The organism is Aeromonas sp. QDB14 (assembly GCF_027707845.1).
Taxonomy (GTDB): Bacteria; Pseudomonadota; Gammaproteobacteria; order Enterobacterales; family Aeromonadaceae; genus Aeromonas; species Aeromonas caviae.
In genome coordinates this window covers 30,082-49,756 of record NZ_JAPCJD010000032.1, presented here as the reverse complement: position 1 = coordinate 49,756, position 19,675 = coordinate 30,082, and the positions used below count along the sequence as shown (strand labels likewise).

General features: G+C 60.8%; 16 protein-coding genes and 1 tRNA gene. 16 read left to right on the top strand and 1 reads right to left on the bottom strand.

All coding sequences use genetic code 11. The features are described from left to right. Positions 1–74: 74 nt before the first annotated feature. Entirely contained in the window at positions 75–992 is a 918-nt protein-coding gene (locus PG887_RS12250) for a hypothetical protein (RefSeq protein ID WP_270821814.1), read from the top strand. A 262-nt stretch (positions 993–1,254) separates the two neighbouring features. Here the strand turns inward: PG887_RS12250 and PG887_RS12245 are convergent, their stop codons facing one another. Then, positions 1,255–2,478, bottom strand: coding sequence for a PDDEXK-like family protein (locus tag PG887_RS12245; protein WP_134749380.1), 1,224 nt, complete (start codon positions 2,476–2,478; stop codon positions 1,255–1,257). A 314-nt stretch (positions 2,479–2,792) separates the two neighbouring features. Between PG887_RS12245 and PG887_RS12240 the strand changes: the two genes are divergently transcribed. From PG887_RS12240 to PG887_RS12170, 15 genes are all read left to right on the top strand, one after another. Beyond that, positions 2,793–2,927 carry a hypothetical protein gene (locus tag PG887_RS12240; RefSeq protein ID WP_270821812.1) on the top strand — a complete coding sequence of 45 codons (135 nt, stop codon included), beginning with the start codon at positions 2,793–2,795 and terminating at the stop codon, positions 2,925–2,927. 271 nt (positions 2,928–3,198) lie between these two features. Further along, positions 3,199–3,274: transfer RNA gene (locus PG887_RS12235), tRNA-Asn, on the top strand. A 240-nt stretch (positions 3,275–3,514) separates the two neighbouring features. Continuing rightward, the gene (locus tag PG887_RS12230; RefSeq protein WP_270821811.1) at positions 3,515–5,467 is read left to right on the top strand and encodes a hypothetical protein; all 1,953 of its coding nucleotides are present in this window, start codon (positions 3,515–3,517) and stop codon (positions 5,465–5,467) included. Between the two features lie 119 nt (positions 5,468–5,586). After that, positions 5,587–7,023: a circularly permuted type 2 ATP-grasp protein gene (locus PG887_RS12225; protein WP_010674397.1), complete on the top strand. Its 1,437-nt coding sequence runs from the start codon at positions 5,587–5,589 to the stop codon at positions 7,021–7,023. Then, positions 7,017–7,934 carry an alpha-E domain-containing protein gene (locus PG887_RS12220; RefSeq protein WP_270821809.1) on the top strand — a complete coding sequence of 306 codons (918 nt, stop codon included), beginning with the start codon at positions 7,017–7,019 and terminating at the stop codon, positions 7,932–7,934. Before PG887_RS12225 ends, PG887_RS12220 begins: the two co-directional genes overlap by 7 nt. After that, positions 7,931–8,731, top strand: coding sequence for a transglutaminase family protein (locus PG887_RS12215; RefSeq protein ID WP_103259930.1), 801 nt, complete (start codon positions 7,931–7,933; stop codon positions 8,729–8,731). Before PG887_RS12220 ends, PG887_RS12215 begins: the two co-directional genes overlap by 4 nt. Before the next feature lie 31 nt (positions 8,732–8,762). Beyond that, a complete protein-coding gene (locus PG887_RS12210) occupies positions 8,763–9,464 on the top strand; it encodes a peptidase (protein ID WP_270821808.1) in 702 nt (233 codons plus the stop codon). A gap of 82 nt (positions 9,465–9,546) precedes the next feature. Beyond that, the gene (locus PG887_RS12205) at positions 9,547–10,032 is read left to right on the top strand and encodes a YqhA family protein (protein WP_010674393.1); all 486 of its coding nucleotides are present in this window, start codon (positions 9,547–9,549) and stop codon (positions 10,030–10,032) included. Between the two features lie 118 nt (positions 10,033–10,150). Next, positions 10,151–10,600: a hypothetical protein gene (locus tag PG887_RS12200; RefSeq protein WP_270821806.1), complete on the top strand. Its 450-nt coding sequence runs from the start codon at positions 10,151–10,153 to the stop codon at positions 10,598–10,600. 4 nt (positions 10,601–10,604) lie between these two features. Then, positions 10,605–13,565 carry a YncE family protein gene (locus PG887_RS12195; protein WP_270821805.1) on the top strand — a complete coding sequence of 987 codons (2,961 nt, stop codon included), beginning with the start codon at positions 10,605–10,607 and terminating at the stop codon, positions 13,563–13,565. Then, positions 13,565–14,404: an FTR1 family iron permease gene (locus PG887_RS12190; RefSeq protein WP_270821803.1), complete on the top strand. Its 840-nt coding sequence runs from the start codon at positions 13,565–13,567 to the stop codon at positions 14,402–14,404. The genes PG887_RS12195 and PG887_RS12190 overlap by 1 nt, the downstream gene beginning before the upstream one ends. A gap of 75 nt (positions 14,405–14,479) precedes the next feature. Beyond that, positions 14,480–15,904 (top strand): NAD(P)/FAD-dependent oxidoreductase, encoded by a 1,425-nt coding sequence (locus PG887_RS12185; protein ID WP_270821802.1) that lies wholly within the window; start codon positions 14,480–14,482, stop codon positions 15,902–15,904. 32 nt (positions 15,905–15,936) lie between these two features. Next, a complete protein-coding gene (locus PG887_RS12180; protein WP_270821801.1) occupies positions 15,937–16,497 on the top strand; it encodes a hypothetical protein in 561 nt (186 codons plus the stop codon). Positions 16,498–16,603: 106 nt separating this feature from the next. Beyond that, complete coding sequence (locus PG887_RS12175) at positions 16,604–17,866, top strand: hypothetical protein (protein WP_270821816.1); 1,263 nt, start codon at positions 16,604–16,606, stop codon at positions 17,864–17,866. Between the two features lie 69 nt (positions 17,867–17,935). Continuing rightward, a complete protein-coding gene (locus tag PG887_RS12170; protein WP_270821800.1) occupies positions 17,936–19,624 on the top strand; it encodes a 6-pyruvoyl-tetrahydropterin synthase-related protein in 1,689 nt (562 codons plus the stop codon). The last annotated feature ends 51 nt before the right edge of the window (positions 19,625–19,675 follow it).

Below are 19,675 nucleotides of genomic sequence, written 5' to 3'. Positions count from 1 at the left end.
TAGGCAGAGAAAATCCAAGCAAAACAACACGTTAGACGGTATTATTAATTCGCTTGCCGCTTAAGGTTCTGTACATGAGCCAAGCAATGCAAAAAAACATCAAAGATATTGCAATTTCATCTCAGAATAACCATGTGCTGATTTACGATAACCTGCGATTTATACGTCAGGAACTAAGCGATGGCCTCTGTGTCGTCGCCACTGGCGGGTCTCTTGCTGGTCGTAAACTATACACGGATGGTGAAGAGTTCAGCATGGAGATGCGCTGCGCTCTTGTATTGAACGGTATCCATACTTTTGTGACGGAAAGCGACCTAGTTAGTCGATGTCTCAATATCGCTCTCAAGCCGATACCAGATGAAGCGAGATGCTCAGAATCTGAATTGTCGGCAAAACTCGAGGAGCAGCTACCTTCCTTAATTTACACATTGCATGTATTAACAGCCAAGATCATTACCGCGAAAGGCTCCGCCAAGGTTCTCTATCGGAGCCGCATGGCGGACTTCTCCTTCTGGGTTGCTGGCGTGGAGGCGGTACTTGGCCAACAAGCAGGGGTACTTCAAGAGGCATACAAGCAGAACGTTGAACAAGCAAAAGTAGCAGGGGTGGTAGATGACTCCCTCTTCGTTTCCTTGTCCATGTTCGCGAAGCGCTACTCCAAGACCGATCCTTGGCGAGGAACTCCTCATGAGTTGCTCAGCGCTTTGGAAGCCCAAACGGCTGTCGGTCTTGGGTCAGACATGCCCAAAAATGCAGCAGCGATGTCTCGAAAGCTACCAGTGCTCTTAGACGCCCTTACCAGCAACGGAGTGCAAGCCATTCGAGGACGGGCAACTGACCGGAACTACAAGGTCTGGTTCGAGCCAAAAGCTAACCAAAGTCGTGACGATGGCGACGACGTGGCGGCTCAGTCCGTCACCCCGACACAACCGTCGCTAGAAGATCAATCTTGTGAGGAAATCGACGATGTAACAGAATCTCTACTGGGATAAAATGATTAAAGTATCAACGCCAGTCCTTCGGGGCTGGCGTTTTTTCTATCTGATGTTACCAATGGCTCCTAATTTCAGGGTTTGCGAACCGGCAAAGAGATCTCAGCTAGCTCACCATCTCAAATTGTTTAGTAGATCAATACCTTATTGATATAGGTGATTGCCACTATGGGGAATGCCCCCTGCTCCCCGATGCTCTAATGATTCACAGGAGTTGCTCACATTTTCCAGGGGTCTGCGGTGGCTTATCAATTATTCATCCCTACGTAAATAGCTTCATATTCCGTTTTTCGTGAATAGTAATTATCACTTCATACAGTGCAGCAAAGATACTGTCTTCATCACGTTCACCAAGCTTTGCCCAGACCGTGCCATCATTTCCCCAGTTTTGAGGGATCCTATTTTTCCCCTGAGGATCGAGGTCCCAACTCCACCATGACCAATATTTATTTGATTTACCTTGCATATGAGGAAAAAGTTCTGACATAGCTGCTGAGATGTTAGCAGTCTTGCCTTCTTTTTTACTTATTCCTGATATGCCAAAGTACAAACCATTAAAGTTAGCTCGGTCAAACTCCCAGCAAAGACAATAAATATCACTAGAACTTAAAGGTATATAAAATCCAGCCCATCGACTAGATGTATCTACATCAGTAAATTTAATTTTTAAATCATATGGAATCAGTTTTTTATTCAAGTCTGAAATCAACTTTTCATATAACTTTTTACGCACACTTTCTATCTGGTTATAAATCAGAAATGCAGACTCTATAGTATTACTATCTTTTTGGATGATTTCAGATAATTCATCGTTGTTATCCACAATAAATTCTCCGTTAATTGATTGATTTATGTATTTAATTAGTGACTCAACGAATATTCTGACGGCGCCTGCCCGAACGTACAATAAACAATCGCCTAGCCATTCGATGACATCATACCAAGATATTGTCAAAATATGCTTTTTCAGAGAGTCTGGCGTGTCATTCGGAAGAGTCCATTCACCGGGTTCATGATTGCATAAATAGATTAATTTCCATGGTCTCTCCAGTTTATTTAGCCATTGTGCATAGTCTCTTAATTGGTTCTCTTGATCCTCAGCCCATGGCTTATTTTCTATAGCAATAACACCTTCTGACGTTGTCAACAAAAGATCTATTTTTCTGCCATTTTCGATAGTAACTTCATAATCTACTCTGGCTTTATAAAGGCAATCTTTAGCAACTATAGGGCTACTGTGCCCCGTCTTTTCAATGAGATGGGTAAATCCTTTTAGAAACAATATTGACTGCCCATGACTTTCATTAGGGGATAGTAAAAAACATAGATAACGTGAAAGTGCTAGTTCATCATTCTTTAACCAGTCCATCAGGCTGAAATCTGGTGCCAGCTCGGCCTGATAGAGAGATTTCGCTCGACGAGTGACCTCAGCCCAGCGAGCCACGTTTTCAAGAAGTGCGACAGCCTGCTGCTGTATGACATTCATTTTATTATCCTTTTTACAGATGATGCGCGACAGACTAACGCAGTTCATCATTTGGGCAAGCGCAAACCATAAGACATCTGATCAATATCACATGGGAAACGTTTGGGACTTATCTTCAAGCTCGCTCAAGCGGGATCATAAATGGCTAAAAAGTCTCGACGGACGCGACGGCTCGGCGGTTATCCCAATCCGTATGTCACTGGTTCAAGTCCAGTAAGCTCAAGACTATCAAAAAAACATACAGGGTTGACGAGCTCTGGGTCTTGTTCGGGACCTTGTTCGTCAACCACTTCGGCAACAGTGAGGAGGCACGGTTGAAAGCCTGGACATACAACCTCAAGTGCAAGGGGCGAGTGCAGGTGCTCAATGCCTTGTACGACCTACTGGAGGAACGCTACCCCCCCGTTAAATTTGAGCGGCGAACCGCGAAACCCAAGCGAGAAGAGTAACCACCAAGGCCCCTGCGTGACAGCAGGGGCCTTTTTACTTTATGGCATTCACGACATCCCAGTTCAGGTCCCTATCCGGACCTCCTAGTTGTTTCTATCGTTTCCTTTACCGCTCATCTGAGCAGCAATATCTATCTCCGGAGCAACAATTCTCCGGACTATATCCGGTCAGGCTGGATGACAGATGGCTACAAAATCTCGACGGACGCGACGGCTCGGCGGTTATCCCAATCCGTTGATAAATGAATGAAGTCCAGTAGGAGGAGCCAATTCCCTCGTAGTTCAGTCGGTAGAACGGCGGACTGTTAATCCGTATGTCACAGGTTCAAGTCCTGTCGAGGGAGCCACATTTTAAAGCCCAGCCTTTTGGCTGGGCTTTTTCATATCTGCTCTTCCGGGCCTGTCCACGGCCCCCCCCCTGCCCGATGGCGCGCCAAACCGCCACCTGCTTGCTTTCCTGATTCCCCATGGCCTTCGATGACGACCCTTACTCGTCCCTAGGCGCGTCACCAGGGTGTCACAGAGATCCCAAAGACTATGATTGATTCAAAAAGGACCATTTGGATCTATCCAGTCAAGGAGCCATCATGTCACACCCTGCTTCACTGGCCAGTCGCCTGCATACCCTGGCACTCAACGACACCCTGTTCCCCGATCTCCATCATCTCGAGAAGGCACAACGGACCCGGGCCATCTACCGGATTTTCCACACTGTCGCCAGCACGGCTGCACTCGGGCAAGAGGATATCGTTGACGACCTGGCCCCCCTCCTCACCCTGATGGAGTCTCCCTGCCTGACCCGGCAAGGGGGGCTCTGCCCCTTGCTGGCCAGTCATTACAATCTCTATCTCGGCACGCTGCTGGAGCTGGGGGATCGGCACCATCCGGAGATCATCGGCCAGATTGAGGAGGCTCTGGCCCTGCGCACTCACGGGCTCTATCTGGTCACCGAACTGGGTTGTGGCAACAATGCCATGAGCATGGCAACCGAAGTCCGCTACGACAGTGCCACTGACGGTTTTATCCTCCATACCCCCCATCGGCATGCCGCCAAGTTCATGCCCTACATCGCCCTGGAAGGGCAACCCAAGAGCAGCGTGGTGATGGCCAGATTGTGGGTCGGCGAGCAAGACTGTGGCATTCATCCCTTTCTGGTGCCCTGCCGGGACACCCGTGGCGCACTGTGTCAGGGGGTCAGCGTCTCCAGCCCGGACGTGCTCGATCTCCCCTACTTCGACGTGGTAGATCACGCCATCATCACCTTCGAGCAGATGGCGCTCCCCCGCTGGGCATGGCTCAGGGGTCATGAGCACGACATCAGTGCAGGGGGCATCTTTCACTCTCGTCTTGCCAGCCAACGCGACATTTTCTTCAGCTCCCTGCGCCGTGTTGAGTGGGGAAAACTGGTGCTGACCGCCTCCCTGATCCCCGGCTTGAAACTGAGCCTCGCACTGGCCATTCACTACGCGCAGCAACGACCGCTGCACGCCCACAACGGGCGGGTCATACCGCTGGCGCACCATGCCCTGCACCGCCAGATACTGACTCGTGCCTATGTGACGGGGCTGGCCGCCATGGCGCTGTACGAAGGGATAAAGCAACGACATTTGCCGGATGGACGGCACTCCTCCCGCTTTCAGACCGACGCAGGCCTGGTCAAGGCCGTCGCCGTCGAACTGATGCGAACCTCTCTGCAACACTGCATGCAGCGGTGTGGTGCCCAGGGAAAATTCCTGCGAAATCGCATCGCCCCTACCCTGCAACTGTGCGATCTGGTCGGCACCGCCGAGGGAGACAGCATGCCCGTCCTGATGAAGGTGGCGAAGGATATTCTGGCCTGGCCTGATGAATCCCTAGATGACGGCACCCCCCTGGGCCAACTGCTGCTGCGGATGCGCCGACAGATGAATCAGCAACTGGCCGACGCGACGGACAAACTGGCCGCCTGGCACGACCTCGGCTGTGAAGCAGCCCGCCTCGGCTGGCTTGCTGGCAACCTGGAAGCCTTGCGTCACCTGGGGAGCAGGGACGACATCCGCACGGCCTGCCGGGAGCAGCTCATGCTCGATTATGCTCCCCAGCTCCTGCACCACGGACTGTGCAGCCCCGCCGAGATTGCCGCCCTGCCCGCACGGCAGGAAGCCACGCTGGATCATGTCTGGGAACATCACGCCGCCAGCGTGCCGGACGAGTTTGACGTTCATGACCTCATGGCCGCGACGCCGCTGGGCAGCCCGGACCTGGCTTCGGCCTGGTTTGCCCTGGCCCCGTCCCTGCATGATCCCCCAACCAGAAGGTTGAACGTTGGGACCAGCATGCCGCCCCTCCACTCCCGGTGCCTGAATCCCCCCAAGCCCGGCCATCGGTCGGGTTCTTTCTTATCCCCCTGCCCCACCTCGGGGCAAGGGCGCTCGCCTTCCGCCCCCGCATCCCGATGCGCCCGTCCCTTGCCCTCATGGCCTGTTGCCACAAGATGGCGCAGGCTTACCCTCTATGGGGTACCACTCTGGTGCGCCCTGCCTTGCCCCGTGATGACATAAAAGTCATCCATATGATTTTTGAATGAAAAATTACTGACACTGGCCTCGATAGCGACTCAATTGGCTGGCACAGCCCTTGCACTTTGTGATGTACGCAGGGACGTCACAAGGAGTTGCCTATGCTGCCCATCAAGCCCCCCGGACCTGGTTGTTACGACGAGATGCTGCTCACCGACAACCAGTTTCGCGATCATTACCACGCCTACCTCTCGTGGCTGCACCAGACCGACGAGAAGAGCATAGAGCGCAAGCGTGAAGAGGCCGACCTGCTGTTTCGCCGGGTCGGCATCACCTTCAACGTCTACGGAGACGGGGACGGCGCCGAGCGCCTCATCCCGTTCGACAGCATTCCCCGCATCATTCCCGCCCGGGAGTGGCAACATCTGGACAAGGGGATCCGCCAGCGCGTCACCGCCCTCAATGCCTTTCTGCACGACATCTATCACGATCAGCGCATCCTGAAGGCGGGGGTGATCCCGGCCGCCCAGATCCTCACCAATGCCCAGTACCAGCCCTGCATGCAGGGGGTCGACCTGCACCGGGACACCTATGTCCACATCACAGGGGTCGACATCATCCGCAACCACGACGGTGAGTACTATGTGCTGGAAGATAACCTGCGCACCCCCTCCGGGGTCTCCTACATGCTGGAGAACCGCAAGATGATGATGCGCCTCTTCCCGGAGCTGTTTCACAACCAGCCCATCGCCCCGGTGGAGCGCTACCCGGCCCTGTTGCTGCAGACCCTGCGCGAGAGCAGCCCGGTGGACAACCCCTGCGTGGTGGTGATGACTCCGGGGCGCTTCAACAGCGCCTACTTCGAGCACAGCTTCCTCGCCCAGCAGATGGGGGTGGAGCTGGTGGAGAGCGCGGATCTGGTGGTCAAGGATGGTCAGGTGCTGATGCGCACCACCACGGGGCTGAAAAGGGTGGATGTCATCTATCGCCGTATCGACGACGACTTCCTCGATCCCCTCGCCTTCAACCCGGACTCCCTCATCGGCGTGCCCGGGCTGCTCTCGGTCTACCGCGCCGGCGGCGTGGTGCTGGCCAATGCCATCGGCACCGGGGTGGCGGATGACAAGTCCATCTACCCCTATGTGCCGGAGATGATCCGCTTCTATCTGGGGGAAGATCCCATTCTCAACAACGTGCCCACCTGGCAGTGCCGCGAGCCGGCTGCCCTCTCCCACGTGCTGGCAAATCTGGAGGAGCTGGTGGTCAAGGAGGTCCATGGCGCTGGCGGCTACGGCATGCTTATCGGCCCCTGCGCCAGCCGCGAGGAGCTGGCCCGTTTTCGCGAGCTGCTCAAGGCTCGGCCGGACAACTACATCGCCCAGCCGACGCTCTCCCTCTCCACCTGCCCGACCTTCGTCGACGCCGGTATCGCCCCCCGCCACATCGATCTGCGCCCCTTCGTCCTCACGGGGCAGGAGCTGCGCCTGGTACCTGGCGGCCTGACCCGGGTCGCCCTCACCGAAGGCTCTCTGGTGGTCAACTCCTCCCAGGGCGGTGGCACCAAGGACACCTGGGTCATGGAGGGCAGCCCATGCTGAGCCGCACCGCAAGCGAACTTTACTGGATGTCCCGCCACCTGGAGCGGGCGGAGAACACGGCACGCATGCTGGACGTCACCCAGACCATGTCGCTGATGCCCTCCATCGACGCCGATCACAGCGAGCTGGTGGCGCCCCTCACCATCAGCGGCACCCATGAGCCCTTCCTGGCCCGCTACGGCCAGGTGAACATGGAGAACCTGCTGCAATTTTTCTGCTTCGACGAGGAGAACCCGGTCAGCATCTTCAGCTGTCTGCGCATGGCCAGGGACAACGCCCACGCCGTGCGGGGCAAGATCCCCGGTGAGGTGTGGGAGAGCATCAATGCCGCCTGGATAGAGATCCGCCGACGCCGCCAGGCGGGGCTGTCCAGCGGCCAGGCCCAGGAGTTCTTCGACTGGATCAAGGAACGCTCCCACCAGTTTCGCGGCGCCACCTATGGCACCATCATGCGCGGTGACGTGCTCTGGTTCCTGCGCCTTGGTACCTTCATCGAGCGGGCCGACAACACGGCACGCATCCTGACCGTGAAGTATCAGGTGATCCGGGAGGACGAGGACAGCGTGCGCGAGTTCTACCGCTGGAACGCCCTGTTGCGGTCAGTGGGCGCTTACGAGGCCCACCAGACCCTCTACAAGACGCTCTCCCATGCCTCCATCGCCGAGCTGCTGATCCTGCGCAATGAAGTACCGCGCTCCCTGCGGGCCTGTCTCGACGAAATGGAGCTGATCCTGGCCCAGATCGAGGGCAACGCCGGCCAGACGCCCCGGCGCCTGACCACCATACTCAACGCACATCTGACCTATGGCGCCATCGACGATGTCTTTGCCCTCGGCATGCAGGAGTACCTGAGTGATTTCCTCAGCGCCATCGGCCAGAGCATCCACGCCGCCTACCTGGAGGTATTATGAGACTCATCATCGATCACCAGACCCGCTACCACTATGCCGACGTGGTGCGCCGCAGCACCCAGTACCTGCGCCTGACTCCTCACAGCACGGCCCGCCAGCAGATCCTCTCCTGGGAGCTGGAGCTGCCGGGGGAGGCCACCTGCACCACGGACGGTTACGGCAACATACTGCACGTGCTGAGCCTGGAGTCCCCCCACGAGGGGATCCTGATCCGCGCCCACGGGGAGGTGGAGATCTGCGACGACGCCCCGGAAGATGAGGAGTCCTCCCTCATCTCTCCCCTGAGCTACCTGAGGCCCACCCCCCTCACCCGCCCGACCCCGGCCCTGCAGGATCTCGCGAAGGCCTGCCTGCCAGAGGCGCCGACCCTGGCCGACTTGCAGAGCCTGATGGCACGCATCCTGGTGCTGATGCCCTATCAACCTGGCAGCACGGATGCCACCTTCAGCGCCGACGAGGCACTTGCTTCGGGCAGCGGCGTCTGTCAGGACCACACCCATGTCTTCCTGACCTGCTGCCGCCACGCCGGCCTGCCGGCCCGGTACGTGAGCGGTTACCTTTACAGCCAGGACAACAGCCACGTGGCGATGCACGCCTGGGCCGAGGTGTGGATCGAGGAGCGCTGGCACACGTTCGACGTCACCAACCTCACCAGCTCCACCAGCGAGCACCTCAAGCTCGCGGTCGGCATGGATTATCTGGATGCCTGTCCGGTGCGCGGCGTGCGCTATGGCGGCGGGTGCGAACAGTTGCAGAGCCAGGCGCAGGTGACCCGCCTGGATGGACAGCAGCAATGAAGACCGGGAGAGTCCTGGCGGGAGTGCGGTCATGACCTATTGCGTCGCCATGTGCCTGCAAGACGGCATGGTGTTTGCGTCCGATTCGCGCACCAATGCGGGGGTGGATCACATCGCCACCTTCCGCAAATTGCACCTCTTCACCCGGGAGGACAGGGTGATAGTGCTGCAAAGCGCCGGCAATCTGGCCACCACCCAGAGCGTCATCAGCCTGCTGACGGAGGGGCAGGAGCTCCTTGCCCTCCCCAGCCTCTACGAGGCTGCCGCCCTCATCGGCCAGACCATACGCACCGTCATCAGCCGGGATGGGGGTCAGCAGCAGGGCCATATCAACTTCGGCTGCAACATCCTGCTGGGGGGGCAGATCCGGGGGGAGCGCCACCGCCTGTTCCACATCTATCCGGAGGGCAACTTCATCGAGGCGAGCGCCGACACCCCCTACTTCCAGATTGGTGAGAGCAAGTACGGCAAACCCATCATCGATCGCATCATTCACCATGAGACGCCGCTTCAGACCGCATTGCAGTGCGCCCTCATCTCCATCGACTCGACCCTGCGCAGCAATCTGTCGGTGGGCTTGCCCCTGGATGCCCTGGTCTATCACGAGGGCAGCTTCTCGGCGGAGAACCTGCACCGCATCACCGAACAGAACCCCCATTTCGTGGCGCTGCGAAAGGCCTGGGGCGAGGGGTTGCAGCAGTTGTTCCGGGGCCTTCCCACCTTCCTCCTCTAGGCCGGGCGGGAGGCGCCAAGGCGCTTTCCCGCTCCTTTCTTTCCGGATATTCTGGCTGCCTTCCTTTTCGATGGAGTTTCCCATGCGCCGCTTCAACGTCATGCTCAACGGCAGCCGGTTGATGATGTTCCCCTTCTATGTCTGCATCCTTATCTGTGTCGCCCTCCTGATGGTGAAGTTCGCCATGCAGCTCTATGTGCTGTGCCGCGACATCATCGACATCCACTATCTGGATCTCATCACGGGGGTACTCACCCTGGTGGACTTCGTGCTGGTCGCCCAGATGCTGATCCTGGTGGCCATCTGCGGCTACGTGCAGTTCATCAAGACTCCGGAGCAGCGAGCGGCCCTCGGCGACAACTGGCTCAGCAAGATCAACTTCGCGTCCCTCAAGCTCATCGTCATCAACTCTCTGGTGACCATCGCCGGCATCGAGGTGCTCAAAGCCTTCCTCGACGACGGCACCGGCAACGAGATCGAGATGAAGTGGTCGGTCATCGTCTTCCTCGCCTTCTCCACCGCGGCACTTATCTATGCGGTGACCGAGCGGCTGGCGGAGCACAAATAGGGCCCGGCGCCATTCAGGGTCTATTCATCAAGAGCCGAATTGATAACTCTTTTCATTACCCTTACTGCATTGTAAACTTGCTCGCCCCGGGCTGAACCGCCCGGGAGCTGGAGCACCCATGACGAGTCTTTCCCTCTCACCACGACAATGCTGGCAATGGCTGGCCTATCACCATCAGGCGGCCGAGGGTGCCCTTTATCTGATGTTTTTCTCCGGTCTGCTGCTGTGGGAACCCCTGACGCCGACCTGGTCCCTGGCGCGCTGGAACCTGTTTTTGCACGTCGCCCTCTCGCTCACCCTGTTTCCCCTGCTGTTTGGCGCCTTCTGGCTCTCCCATCGCAGCCTGCTGCGCAAGAGCCGCAAGCCTTTTTTGCGCACCACGGGGCGCATCATCGAAGCCTTGCTGCTGGTCTGTCTGGCAAGCGGGCTGGTGCTGGTGCTGCACGGCACCCCGGGGGACAGCCTCGGCGACCTTGCCAGCTGGGCCCACTGGCTGAGCGCCCTCGCGTTGACGCCCCTGGTGCTGCGCCACGCCTGGCGCTGGACCATCTTGAAATGGCGCACCTGATCTTATGTTGAAGCTGTTGTTATCCCTGATGTTGGCCGCCCTGCTGCTGGTGACCGCCTCGGCCCAGGAGATGGGCGCCGCCATGATTGCCTATGACGAGGGGAGCGCCCCGCGCCTCGTCACCGCCAACCAGAGTGCCGGCTCGGTCACCCTGCTTGAGCGCGATAGCGGCAAGCGACTCAAAGAGGCACAACTGAGGGGCGATCTGCGCCAGCTGGCCCGCGCCGATGACGGCACCCTGCTAGTCACCGATTACAGCGGCGATCGCCTGCTGCTCTTGGATGATGATCTCGAGCAGGAAAAAGCGATCCCCACCGGCCATAGACCCTACGGCGTCATCTTCGATCCCAAGCGGCGCTGGTTCTGGGTCACGCTGTTCGAGGGAGGGCGCCTTCAGGCTTATGACAGGGCGGGCAACCTCCAGCTGGATGCAAAAACCGCCGAGACTCCCCGCGGGCTGGCATTGACCAACGACGATCGCCTGCTGCTCACCCACGCCATGACAGGCCAGCTCGCCATCTATGATCTCGCCAAACTTGAGAAGGGCGCTACCCTCCCCAAGCCCAAGCTCATCACCCTGGCGGAAACCCACAGCGATACCCCGAGCGACTCCCAGGGCTTGCCGCGCCTGCTGGACGGCATCGCCCTCTCCCCCGATGGCAGCGAGGCCTGGCTGCCTCATGTACTGTGGAGCTTCGATCACCCCTTCCAGTTTCAGAGCACCGTCTTCCCGGCCGTCTCCATCATCGATCTCGATGAAGAGAAGGAGCGGGTCGATGAAAGAAAACAGCTCTTCTTGCAGATCAACCTGCCCAGCGTCGGCAACCGCAGCCAGATCGTCTCCAACCCGTTCGCGGCGCGCTTCGCCGCCGATGGCAAGCGGGTCTACCTGACCCTGGCGGGTTCCGAAGACTTGCTGGTGTTTGACCTGTCGCGCAGCGGCAAGCAGAACAGCAACCGCCACCGCCGCAAGAAGTTTCAGGGGGGTGCCAAGGCGACCCAGCTCTTGCGTCACCTGCCGGGCCAGAATCCGCGCGATCTGCTGATCGATGGCGACCACATCCTGGTGCACAACGTCATGGGGCAGGATCTCACCCGCCTCAATAGCGGCGGCAGCGGCCCGTTTGCCCGGGTCACCGTCGATGTGCCCCACTTCGCCAAGCTGGTAGAGACCGATCCCCGCCCCAAAGCCCTCAAGCGCGGTGAACGATTGTTCAACCTGGGCAACACTGCCGCCAACAGCCGCTTTCCCATGGCGGGGGACAACTGGATGAGCTGCAACTCCTGCCATCTGGACGGGTTCAACTTCACCAACCGCTACCTGATGGCGGCCCACCGCCAGCAGAGCGGTGACAATGCCATCAACGGCCACGCCAACCTCGCCAACATGGTGGCGGGGGACTTTATCGGCGAATACCTGCGCATGACCCAGCAGACCCAGGGCGGCATGGGCCATGACACCCGCGATGGGGCCGAGCCGGTCGACCCCGCGAGGCCCCAGCCCGAGGTGCAGGCGATGATGGAGGATCTGCACGCTTTCGTAACCAGTGATGGCAACCTCCCCTATCTGGCCAACTGGCTCAGGCTCGATGCCCCGCGCAGGGATCCTGCCAAGGCGCCGACCACTCATCCCAAGGAGTGGCTCAACTCCGCCTCCTGCCAGAACTGCCACCAACAGGCGTTCCAGGACTGGAGCGAGAGCAACCACCGGCTGATGGGCAACTCCCACCCCTACTACAAGGTGGTGCAGGCACTGGCCCGCGAAACCGAGGGCGAAGCCTTCGGCCAGTGGTGCCAGGGCTGCCACATGCCCCAGCAGGTGATGAACGGCCAGACTGATCTGCCCAAGGGCTCCCACATGTTCGAGCAGGGCGGAGCCTCGCTCATTGCCGCCCACCAGAAAGGCGAGCCCGTGGTGGAAGAAGGCACCGGCTGCGTGCTCTGCCATCGCATCACCCGGCTCGAGGATGCCGGCGGCAACAGCGCCTTTACGGTCAATTTGAAAGACCGCGAGAGCTATGTGTTCGAGGATGCCCCGGGAGGCAGCCTCCAGCACTGGCTGGCCGAGCGGCAGATCAACGCCCGCCCCGCCATGCACAAGGCCTCCTACCAGAAGGATTTCTACCGGGACGCGGCCCTGTGCAAGTCGTGCCACAACGAGTTTGCCCCGGGCACCGGTGCCAATATCGTCAACACCTGGGACGAGTGGGAAAAATCCAGCTTCGCCAAAGCCGAAGATCCTGCCAAACGGCGCACCTGCATCGACTGCCACATGAACCCTACACCTGGCAACGGCGGCGCGCCGGTGGCGGGCCAGTCCACCGAAAACGGCACAGTGAAAGAACGACTCTATCGCCACAACTTTACCGGCGCCCAGCATCAGCTGGTGGGGCTGAGGAGTGCAACGCTCGAGCAGGAGAGCCTGGCCCTCTTGCGCTCCAGCGCCACCCTCTCGGCACGCATTGAAAACCATAGTGGCCAACCTGCGCTGATAGTGAGAGTCGCCAATACCGGCGCCGGCCACGCCCTGCCCACCGGGGTCGCCGATTTCCGTGAACTCTGGCTGGAGCTGACCGTCACCGACGCCAGCGGCAAGCTGGTGCTTGAAAGCGGCCAGCCGGTAAACGGCGCCGTCCCTGAGGATGCGCGGCTATTTAGAAAGGTGTTCGGCGATGCCGAGGGCAAGCCGGTGGGGCTCAAGTTCTGGCGCTACGCCAAGCTCCTTGAAGACACCCGCATCCCGGCCGATGGCTGGCGCGATGAAGCCTGGCCGCTACCCGCAGATGCCCGGGGGCCCTTCAAGGCCGATATCAGACTCAATTTCCGCACCTACCCCAAGTGGGTCAATGATGCGGTGCGCGCCGCCGAGCCGAGCTTGCCGGAGCCACCCATAGTGCAACTCAATCGGCTGCAACTGACCCTGCAGCCCCTCCCCCTCACGCCCGATACGGAGCCTCAATCCTGATGTTCGCAAGTTTTCTCATTACCCTGCGCGAGGGGCTGGAAGCCTTCCTGCTGGTCGGCATCTGCCTCTCCTACCTCGCCAAGCTGGGGGCGAGCCGCTACAACAAGTTCATCTATCTGGGGGTGGGCCTCGGTCTTGTCGCCTCCCTTGTCGTCGCCTTCCTGTTCCAGGTGGTGGTGAGCCAGTTCGAGAGCGAGCGCTATAACCATTTGCTGATGGCGGGGATCCTGATGTTCGCCACCCTGGTGCTCACCTATATGGCTATCTGGATGCAAAAACAGGCCAAATCCCAGGTGGGGGCCATGACGGCGCGCATCGATGCCGCCATCGATGGTGGCAACCTGTTTGGTCTGGTACTGCTCGCCTTCCTGGCGGTGATGCGCGAAGGCTTTGAAACCGTGCTCTTCTTCTCGGCCCTGGTTTACTCCGGGCAAGGGGTGGATCTGCACCAGGGGCTGATGGGGGCGCTGGCGGGGCTGCTGGTCTCTGTGGTGCTGGTGTGGGGGCTGCTGCGATCCACCCGCAAGGTGGCGCTGGCCCCCTTCTTCCGCTGGACCGGCCTGCTCATCATCATCATCGCAGCAGGCTTGCTCTCGTCCGCCGTCAACATGTTGCAGGCAGCGGACGTCATCACTTTCTGGACCACGCCTGTCTTCAACATCAGCCACATCCTCGACGATCAGGGGGTATTCGGCACCTTCCTGCGCGCCCTGTTTGGCTACAACGCCTCACCGGCGGGCCTGCAATTGCTGACCTGGGCAAGCTACCTCATCATCTTTGTCACCCTCTGGCATCGCAGCTATCGCCCCCAAGGGAGCGCCGCCCCGACCAGGGGCTGAGCCCGGGGATCACACTCTGTTCGGGAGCCGCGCACAGGCGCGCTCCCCCAGCTATCACGCCGTTTCGGAACACTCATGAACGACAACAACAAGAAGCACATTGCGGTGCTGGGCGCCGGCCCTGCCGGTCTGATGGCCGCCTGGCGCCTGCGCCAGGCCGGTTTTGCAGTCACCCTGTTCGAGCAGGAGCCGGTCGTGGGCGGCATGTGCGCCACCCAGACCTTCAAGGGGCGCGACGGCGAGTATCGCTTCGACTACGGCGGCCACCGCTTCATCACCAAGAACCCCGAGCTGCTCGCCTTTATCGACGAGCTGATGGGGGACGACCTGCTCCACGCCGAGCGAAAGAGCGTGATCCGCTTTGGCGGGCGTACCTATGACTACCCCTTGAACCTGCCCAACCTGCTCAAGACGGCGCCGCTCGCCCTGATGGCCGGTGCGGTGAAGGATCTGCTGCTGTTGCCCTTTGCCAAGAAGCCCACCGATTTTACCAAGGCGAGCTTTGCCGAGTGGATCCAGAGCCACTTCGGTCGCACCCTCTACCGCCAGTTCTTCGAGGGCTACACCGGCAAGTTGTGGGGCATCAACCCGGACAAGCTCTCCGCCGACTGGGCTGGCCAGCGCATCAGCCTGATTGACCTCAAAGACGTGGCGCGCCGCCTGTTGCCAAGGCGCAACGGCAGCATGTCGGTGCGCACCTATGCCCGCAAATATCGTTATCCAAAGTATGGCTTTGGCCAGATCTTCACCACCCTGGGGGAGCGGCTGGTGACAGAGGGCGTCACACTCAAGACCGGCGCAACCATCACCCGTCTCGAGCAGGCTGATGGCCGCATTGAACGGGTGTATTGGAAACAAGATGACGTGGAGCAGAGCGAGCGCTTTGATCAGGTGATCTCCACCCTGCCGCTGCCGCTCACCTGCAAGCACCTGGGCTTGCCGTGCGATCTCCACTACCGGTCGCTTCGCTTCGTCAATATGCCCCTCAAACAGGAGAACCTGTCGGACAACACCTGGCAGTACCTCTCCGACCCCCATATTCTGGCGACCCGTCTGCAGGAGCCGCGCCGGCGCAGCCCCTTTATGGCGCCACAGGGGCAAACATCCGTGATGCTGGAGATCCCCTGCAACCCGGGGGATGCCACCTGGCAGGCACCGCTCTCTGATCTGCGCGGTCGGGTCACCGCCGATCTCGCCAGCCTCGGCGTCGATACAGCCAAGCTCGGCGATGAGACCTTCGAAGCGCGCAGTGAATACGCCTATCCGCTGATGGATCTGGGCTATCAGGCCCGCCGCAACGAAGCCATCAAGGCGCTGATGCCGATAGGCAACCTCATCATGACCGGCCGTCAGGGGACATTCCGCTACATCTTCACCGACACCGCCATGGAGATGGGGATGATGGCCGCAGACATGGTGATCGACGGGGTGGACAGACGCCACGCCATCTTCAATCATCGCAACGAAAATACCGTCATTGAAACCCAGAGCGTGGCGTGATGGCCGCGCCATAAACAAACAAGGAGAAGAGGATGACCATCCGCCCGGGTTTACTTGCCCTCACCCTGCTGCTGACCCTGAGCGGTCAGGCGCAGGCTTACTCCTACGCCGCCGCCGGCAAGGAGCCGCTGATCGATGCCCGCGAGGCACTGCTGGGCGCCGCCACTGACGGCAAGGATGCCAGCGCCACCTTGAGCGAGATTGCCGAGGAGCTGACCTATCTGGAAGAGCACCACAAGGTCGAGCTGCAAGCACCGCTGGCGGCCGCCATCAAGGCCAAAGACGCTGCGGCTACCGCGGCACTGCTCAACCGGGCCTACAAGGCGGAGATCGAGCGCCGCCTCGAGGGGGCCAGCCAGAACCTTGGCGACTACCAGACCGCCAAGGTGCTGGTGGTCAAGAGCAAGCGCTTCTTGGATTTGATCCTCCCCTCCCTGAATGAAGGAGATCGCAAGGCCGCCGAACAGGCGCTGGCCAAGGTGCTCGATGCCATCGGCAACCCTGGGGTGTTCGGGGTGGGAGCCAAGCCCGCCGATGCCACTGCCTTCACCGAGGCCGAAAAAGCGCTGATGGCCGTGCTGGCGCCGCTTTGATGACCTCTCATCGATGACGACGGCCCCCCTCATCCCCAACCCTTCTCCCGCAAGGGGAGAAGGGGGGCGTCGCCACGGCCGATTACGCTTCGCCAATCGACTCTACTTGCTTGCCCTGCTGCAACTGGCCTGGCTTGGCTGGCTGCTGACCTTCCCCGTGGCGCTCGATTCCGACGATGCCCTGAACTTTGCCCACGGGGTGGTACGCTTCAGCGTGCTGGAGTTCTCCCCCCACTTTCCAGGCTACCCCGCCTTTATCTGGCTGGCGCGGCTGATCAATCTGGCGGTGGACGATCCGGCCCGTGCGGTGCAGTGGGCAAGCCTCTTGGGGAGCAGCTTGCTGGCGCCGCTCGCCGCCTCCCTCGCGGTCAGATTGTGGCAACGGCCCAGCCTGCTGGCGCCGGCCTGGCTGCTGGTGCTGGCCCTGCCGCTCACCCCGACGCTCGCCCTCTCCGGACTCTCGGACGGGCCGGCGCTGGCCGCCTGGCTCGGCGCGCTGCTGGCCTTGCTGCATCGCAAAGCGGCCCTGGCAGGTCTCTTGCTCGGCCTTATGCTTGCGCTACGCCCCTCCTACTTCGTGCTGGCCCTGCTGCCCCTTTGGCTGGGGATGGCGCAGCAGGGCAACCGCGTCAGATTTGTGCTCCCCATAGCGCTGGTAGGGCTAGCCTGCCTGCTGTTTGTCTGGCAGGCCGACGGCTGGGCCTATTTTGCCGAGGGGCGGCGCTTTACCGACGGCCACTTTACCCTGTGGGGCAACACGGCGGCAGCCCACGGGGATCGACTGCTGAGCTGGACGAATACCTTCAACGATCAGCTCACCCCGCTCTGGCCCCTCTTGATGGGGGCCTTGCTGGTACTGCCGCTCTGGCAACGCTCAAAGGATCAAAATCCAGCCCCCTCCGTGCTCTGGCCCCTCTACTGGCTCGTTCTGCTGCTGTGGACCCTGTTTGGCCAGAATCCGGACAATCCCCGCCATCTGGCCCCCATCACCCTGCTCGGCCTCGTGCTGCTGGCAGGCTGGCTGCCGCGCCGGGGAGTTGAGCTGATCGCGTTGGCCGGATTGCTGCTGCTCGCGGTGACCTTCACCCCAGCCCGTCCATCCGCCATGGTGCAGGCGGCCAGGGTCGCCGAAAAAAACTGCCCGGCGCTGGTGACCCAGTGGGGAGTGAGGCTGCTTAGGGAAACCACAACCCTGCCCGTCACCGACGGCTGGTACCGGGGGGATGCCGCCCTTGCGCTCACCCAGGGGGCCTGCCGCCTCAGCCGCCGTCCCCTGGGGGCAGAGGCGCTACCAGGCCCTTATGACACCCTCTGGTTTGCCCCCCGCTTTCACGCCGAACCCGGCCTCTGGCTCGCCCTGCCCCGCTGAACCGGGCACTTGCGAGGGCATCGCACGACTCGTCTACACTCACAGCCGGGTCTGTCAGGAACCAGTGCAATGGAAAGAAACACGAGCGGAACCGGGGAGGGGATACGGGTCGCGCTGGCCCTGTTGCTGGCCTGCGCCCTGCTGATGCTGCCGCTCTGGTGGCAGGGGGGCAGCCAGGGACACGATCTGTTTCATCACCTGCTCTCCGGCCACTACTTTCCCCGTCAGCTCTGGCAGGGGGAACTCTATCCCCGCTGGCTGATGGCCATGAACGGCGGCTTCGGCAGCCCCACCTTCTTCTTCTATCCCCCGCTCCCCTACTACGTCAGCGCCCTCTTTGCCGGGCCCGGTGCCCACCCCCAGCAGGCCATCTACCCTTTGCTTGGCAGCGCCACCCTGGCCCTGCTGCTCTCCGGGGTGTTTACCTATCTGTGGCTGCGTGCCACCACGCCCCCTGGCCGGGCCCTGGCCGCCAGCCTGCTCTATCTGGCGCTGCCCTATCATGTCGCCATGGATCTCTATGCCCGCTTCGCCCTGGCGGAGTTCTGGGCCTTCGCCTGGGCTCCCCTTATCCTGCTGGGGCAGGATCTCGCCCACCGCGGACGACCTCAGGGGTTGCCCCTGCTGATCCTGGGGCTGGCGCTGCTGGCCTTCTCCCACCTCCCCAGCCTCTTGCTCATGATGGGGCTGGTCACCTTGCGCGCCTTCTGGTTCGCCAGACGCACCCGCACTCTGACGCCCTGCTGGCAAGCCCTCGGCGCCCAGGGTGTGGGGCTTTGCATGGCAGCCGCCCTGCTGCTGCCCGCCCTGGCGGATCAGGGGGCCATCTCCATGGAGCTGATGCGTGGCGGCATGTTCGACTACAGGCGCAACTTTCTCGACCGCCTGCCCAGCGCCTGGGAGGACTGGCGTTTTCGCGGTCACCTGGCGTGGCAGAGCATGCTGACCCTGGTCCTGCTGCTCATCGCCTGGGCCGCCGCCCGGGAGCCGCGCCACCCCGAGCTGCTGTGCTGGGGGGCGATCGGCGTCGTCGCCTTCCTGATGATGCTGCCCCCGAGCCAGCCTCTCTGGAGCCTGCTTCCCCCCTTGCAGCGGGTGCAGTTTCCCTGGCGGCTCAACCTGGTGCTCGCCCTTGCCACGGTCGCCGTGGTGGCGCTCGGCACCCAGCCCCATCGTCTCTGGCAGGGGCTCTGGTGGGGAGTATTTCTGCTGACCCTCCTCTCCACCCTGGCCTATGTGCGTCATGCCCCCCTGACCCAGGCCCCCGAACGGGAGGCCATGGCATTCGAGTTCGACAGCAAGCGCAGTGCCCGGGAATACAGGCCAAGGCAGGTGCCGGGGGGCATGTTCGCCCCGACCCTGCTCGCCTGGAAGGAAGAGTTCCAGCCGCCCGTCAGCGCCGAACCGCCAGGCGCGAGCTGGACCCTGACCCGCTGGCAACCCCGCGCCCTGGCGCTGGAGATCAAGGCCCGGGTGCCGACCCGGCTGGTCCTGCACCAATACCATTACCCCGGCTGGGAGGCCCGCCTCGACGGGCACCTGGCGCTGACGGTGAGCGCCAATCGCCAGGGGTTGATGCAACTCTGGGTTCCGGCGGGCCACCACAGCCTCACCCTGACCCTGGCGGCACGCTGGCCGGAGCGCACCGGCAATGCCCTCTCCCTGCTCGGATGGCTTGCCTGGCTCTGGCTGCTCTGGCGCCACACCAGACAAAAGGGCATCGGGCAGGATGCACCTGATCGCGCCCGCCAAAACTGATAGACTCAACACCTGCCTCTTAACCCGGCCCAGCCCACGACTCGGATACCC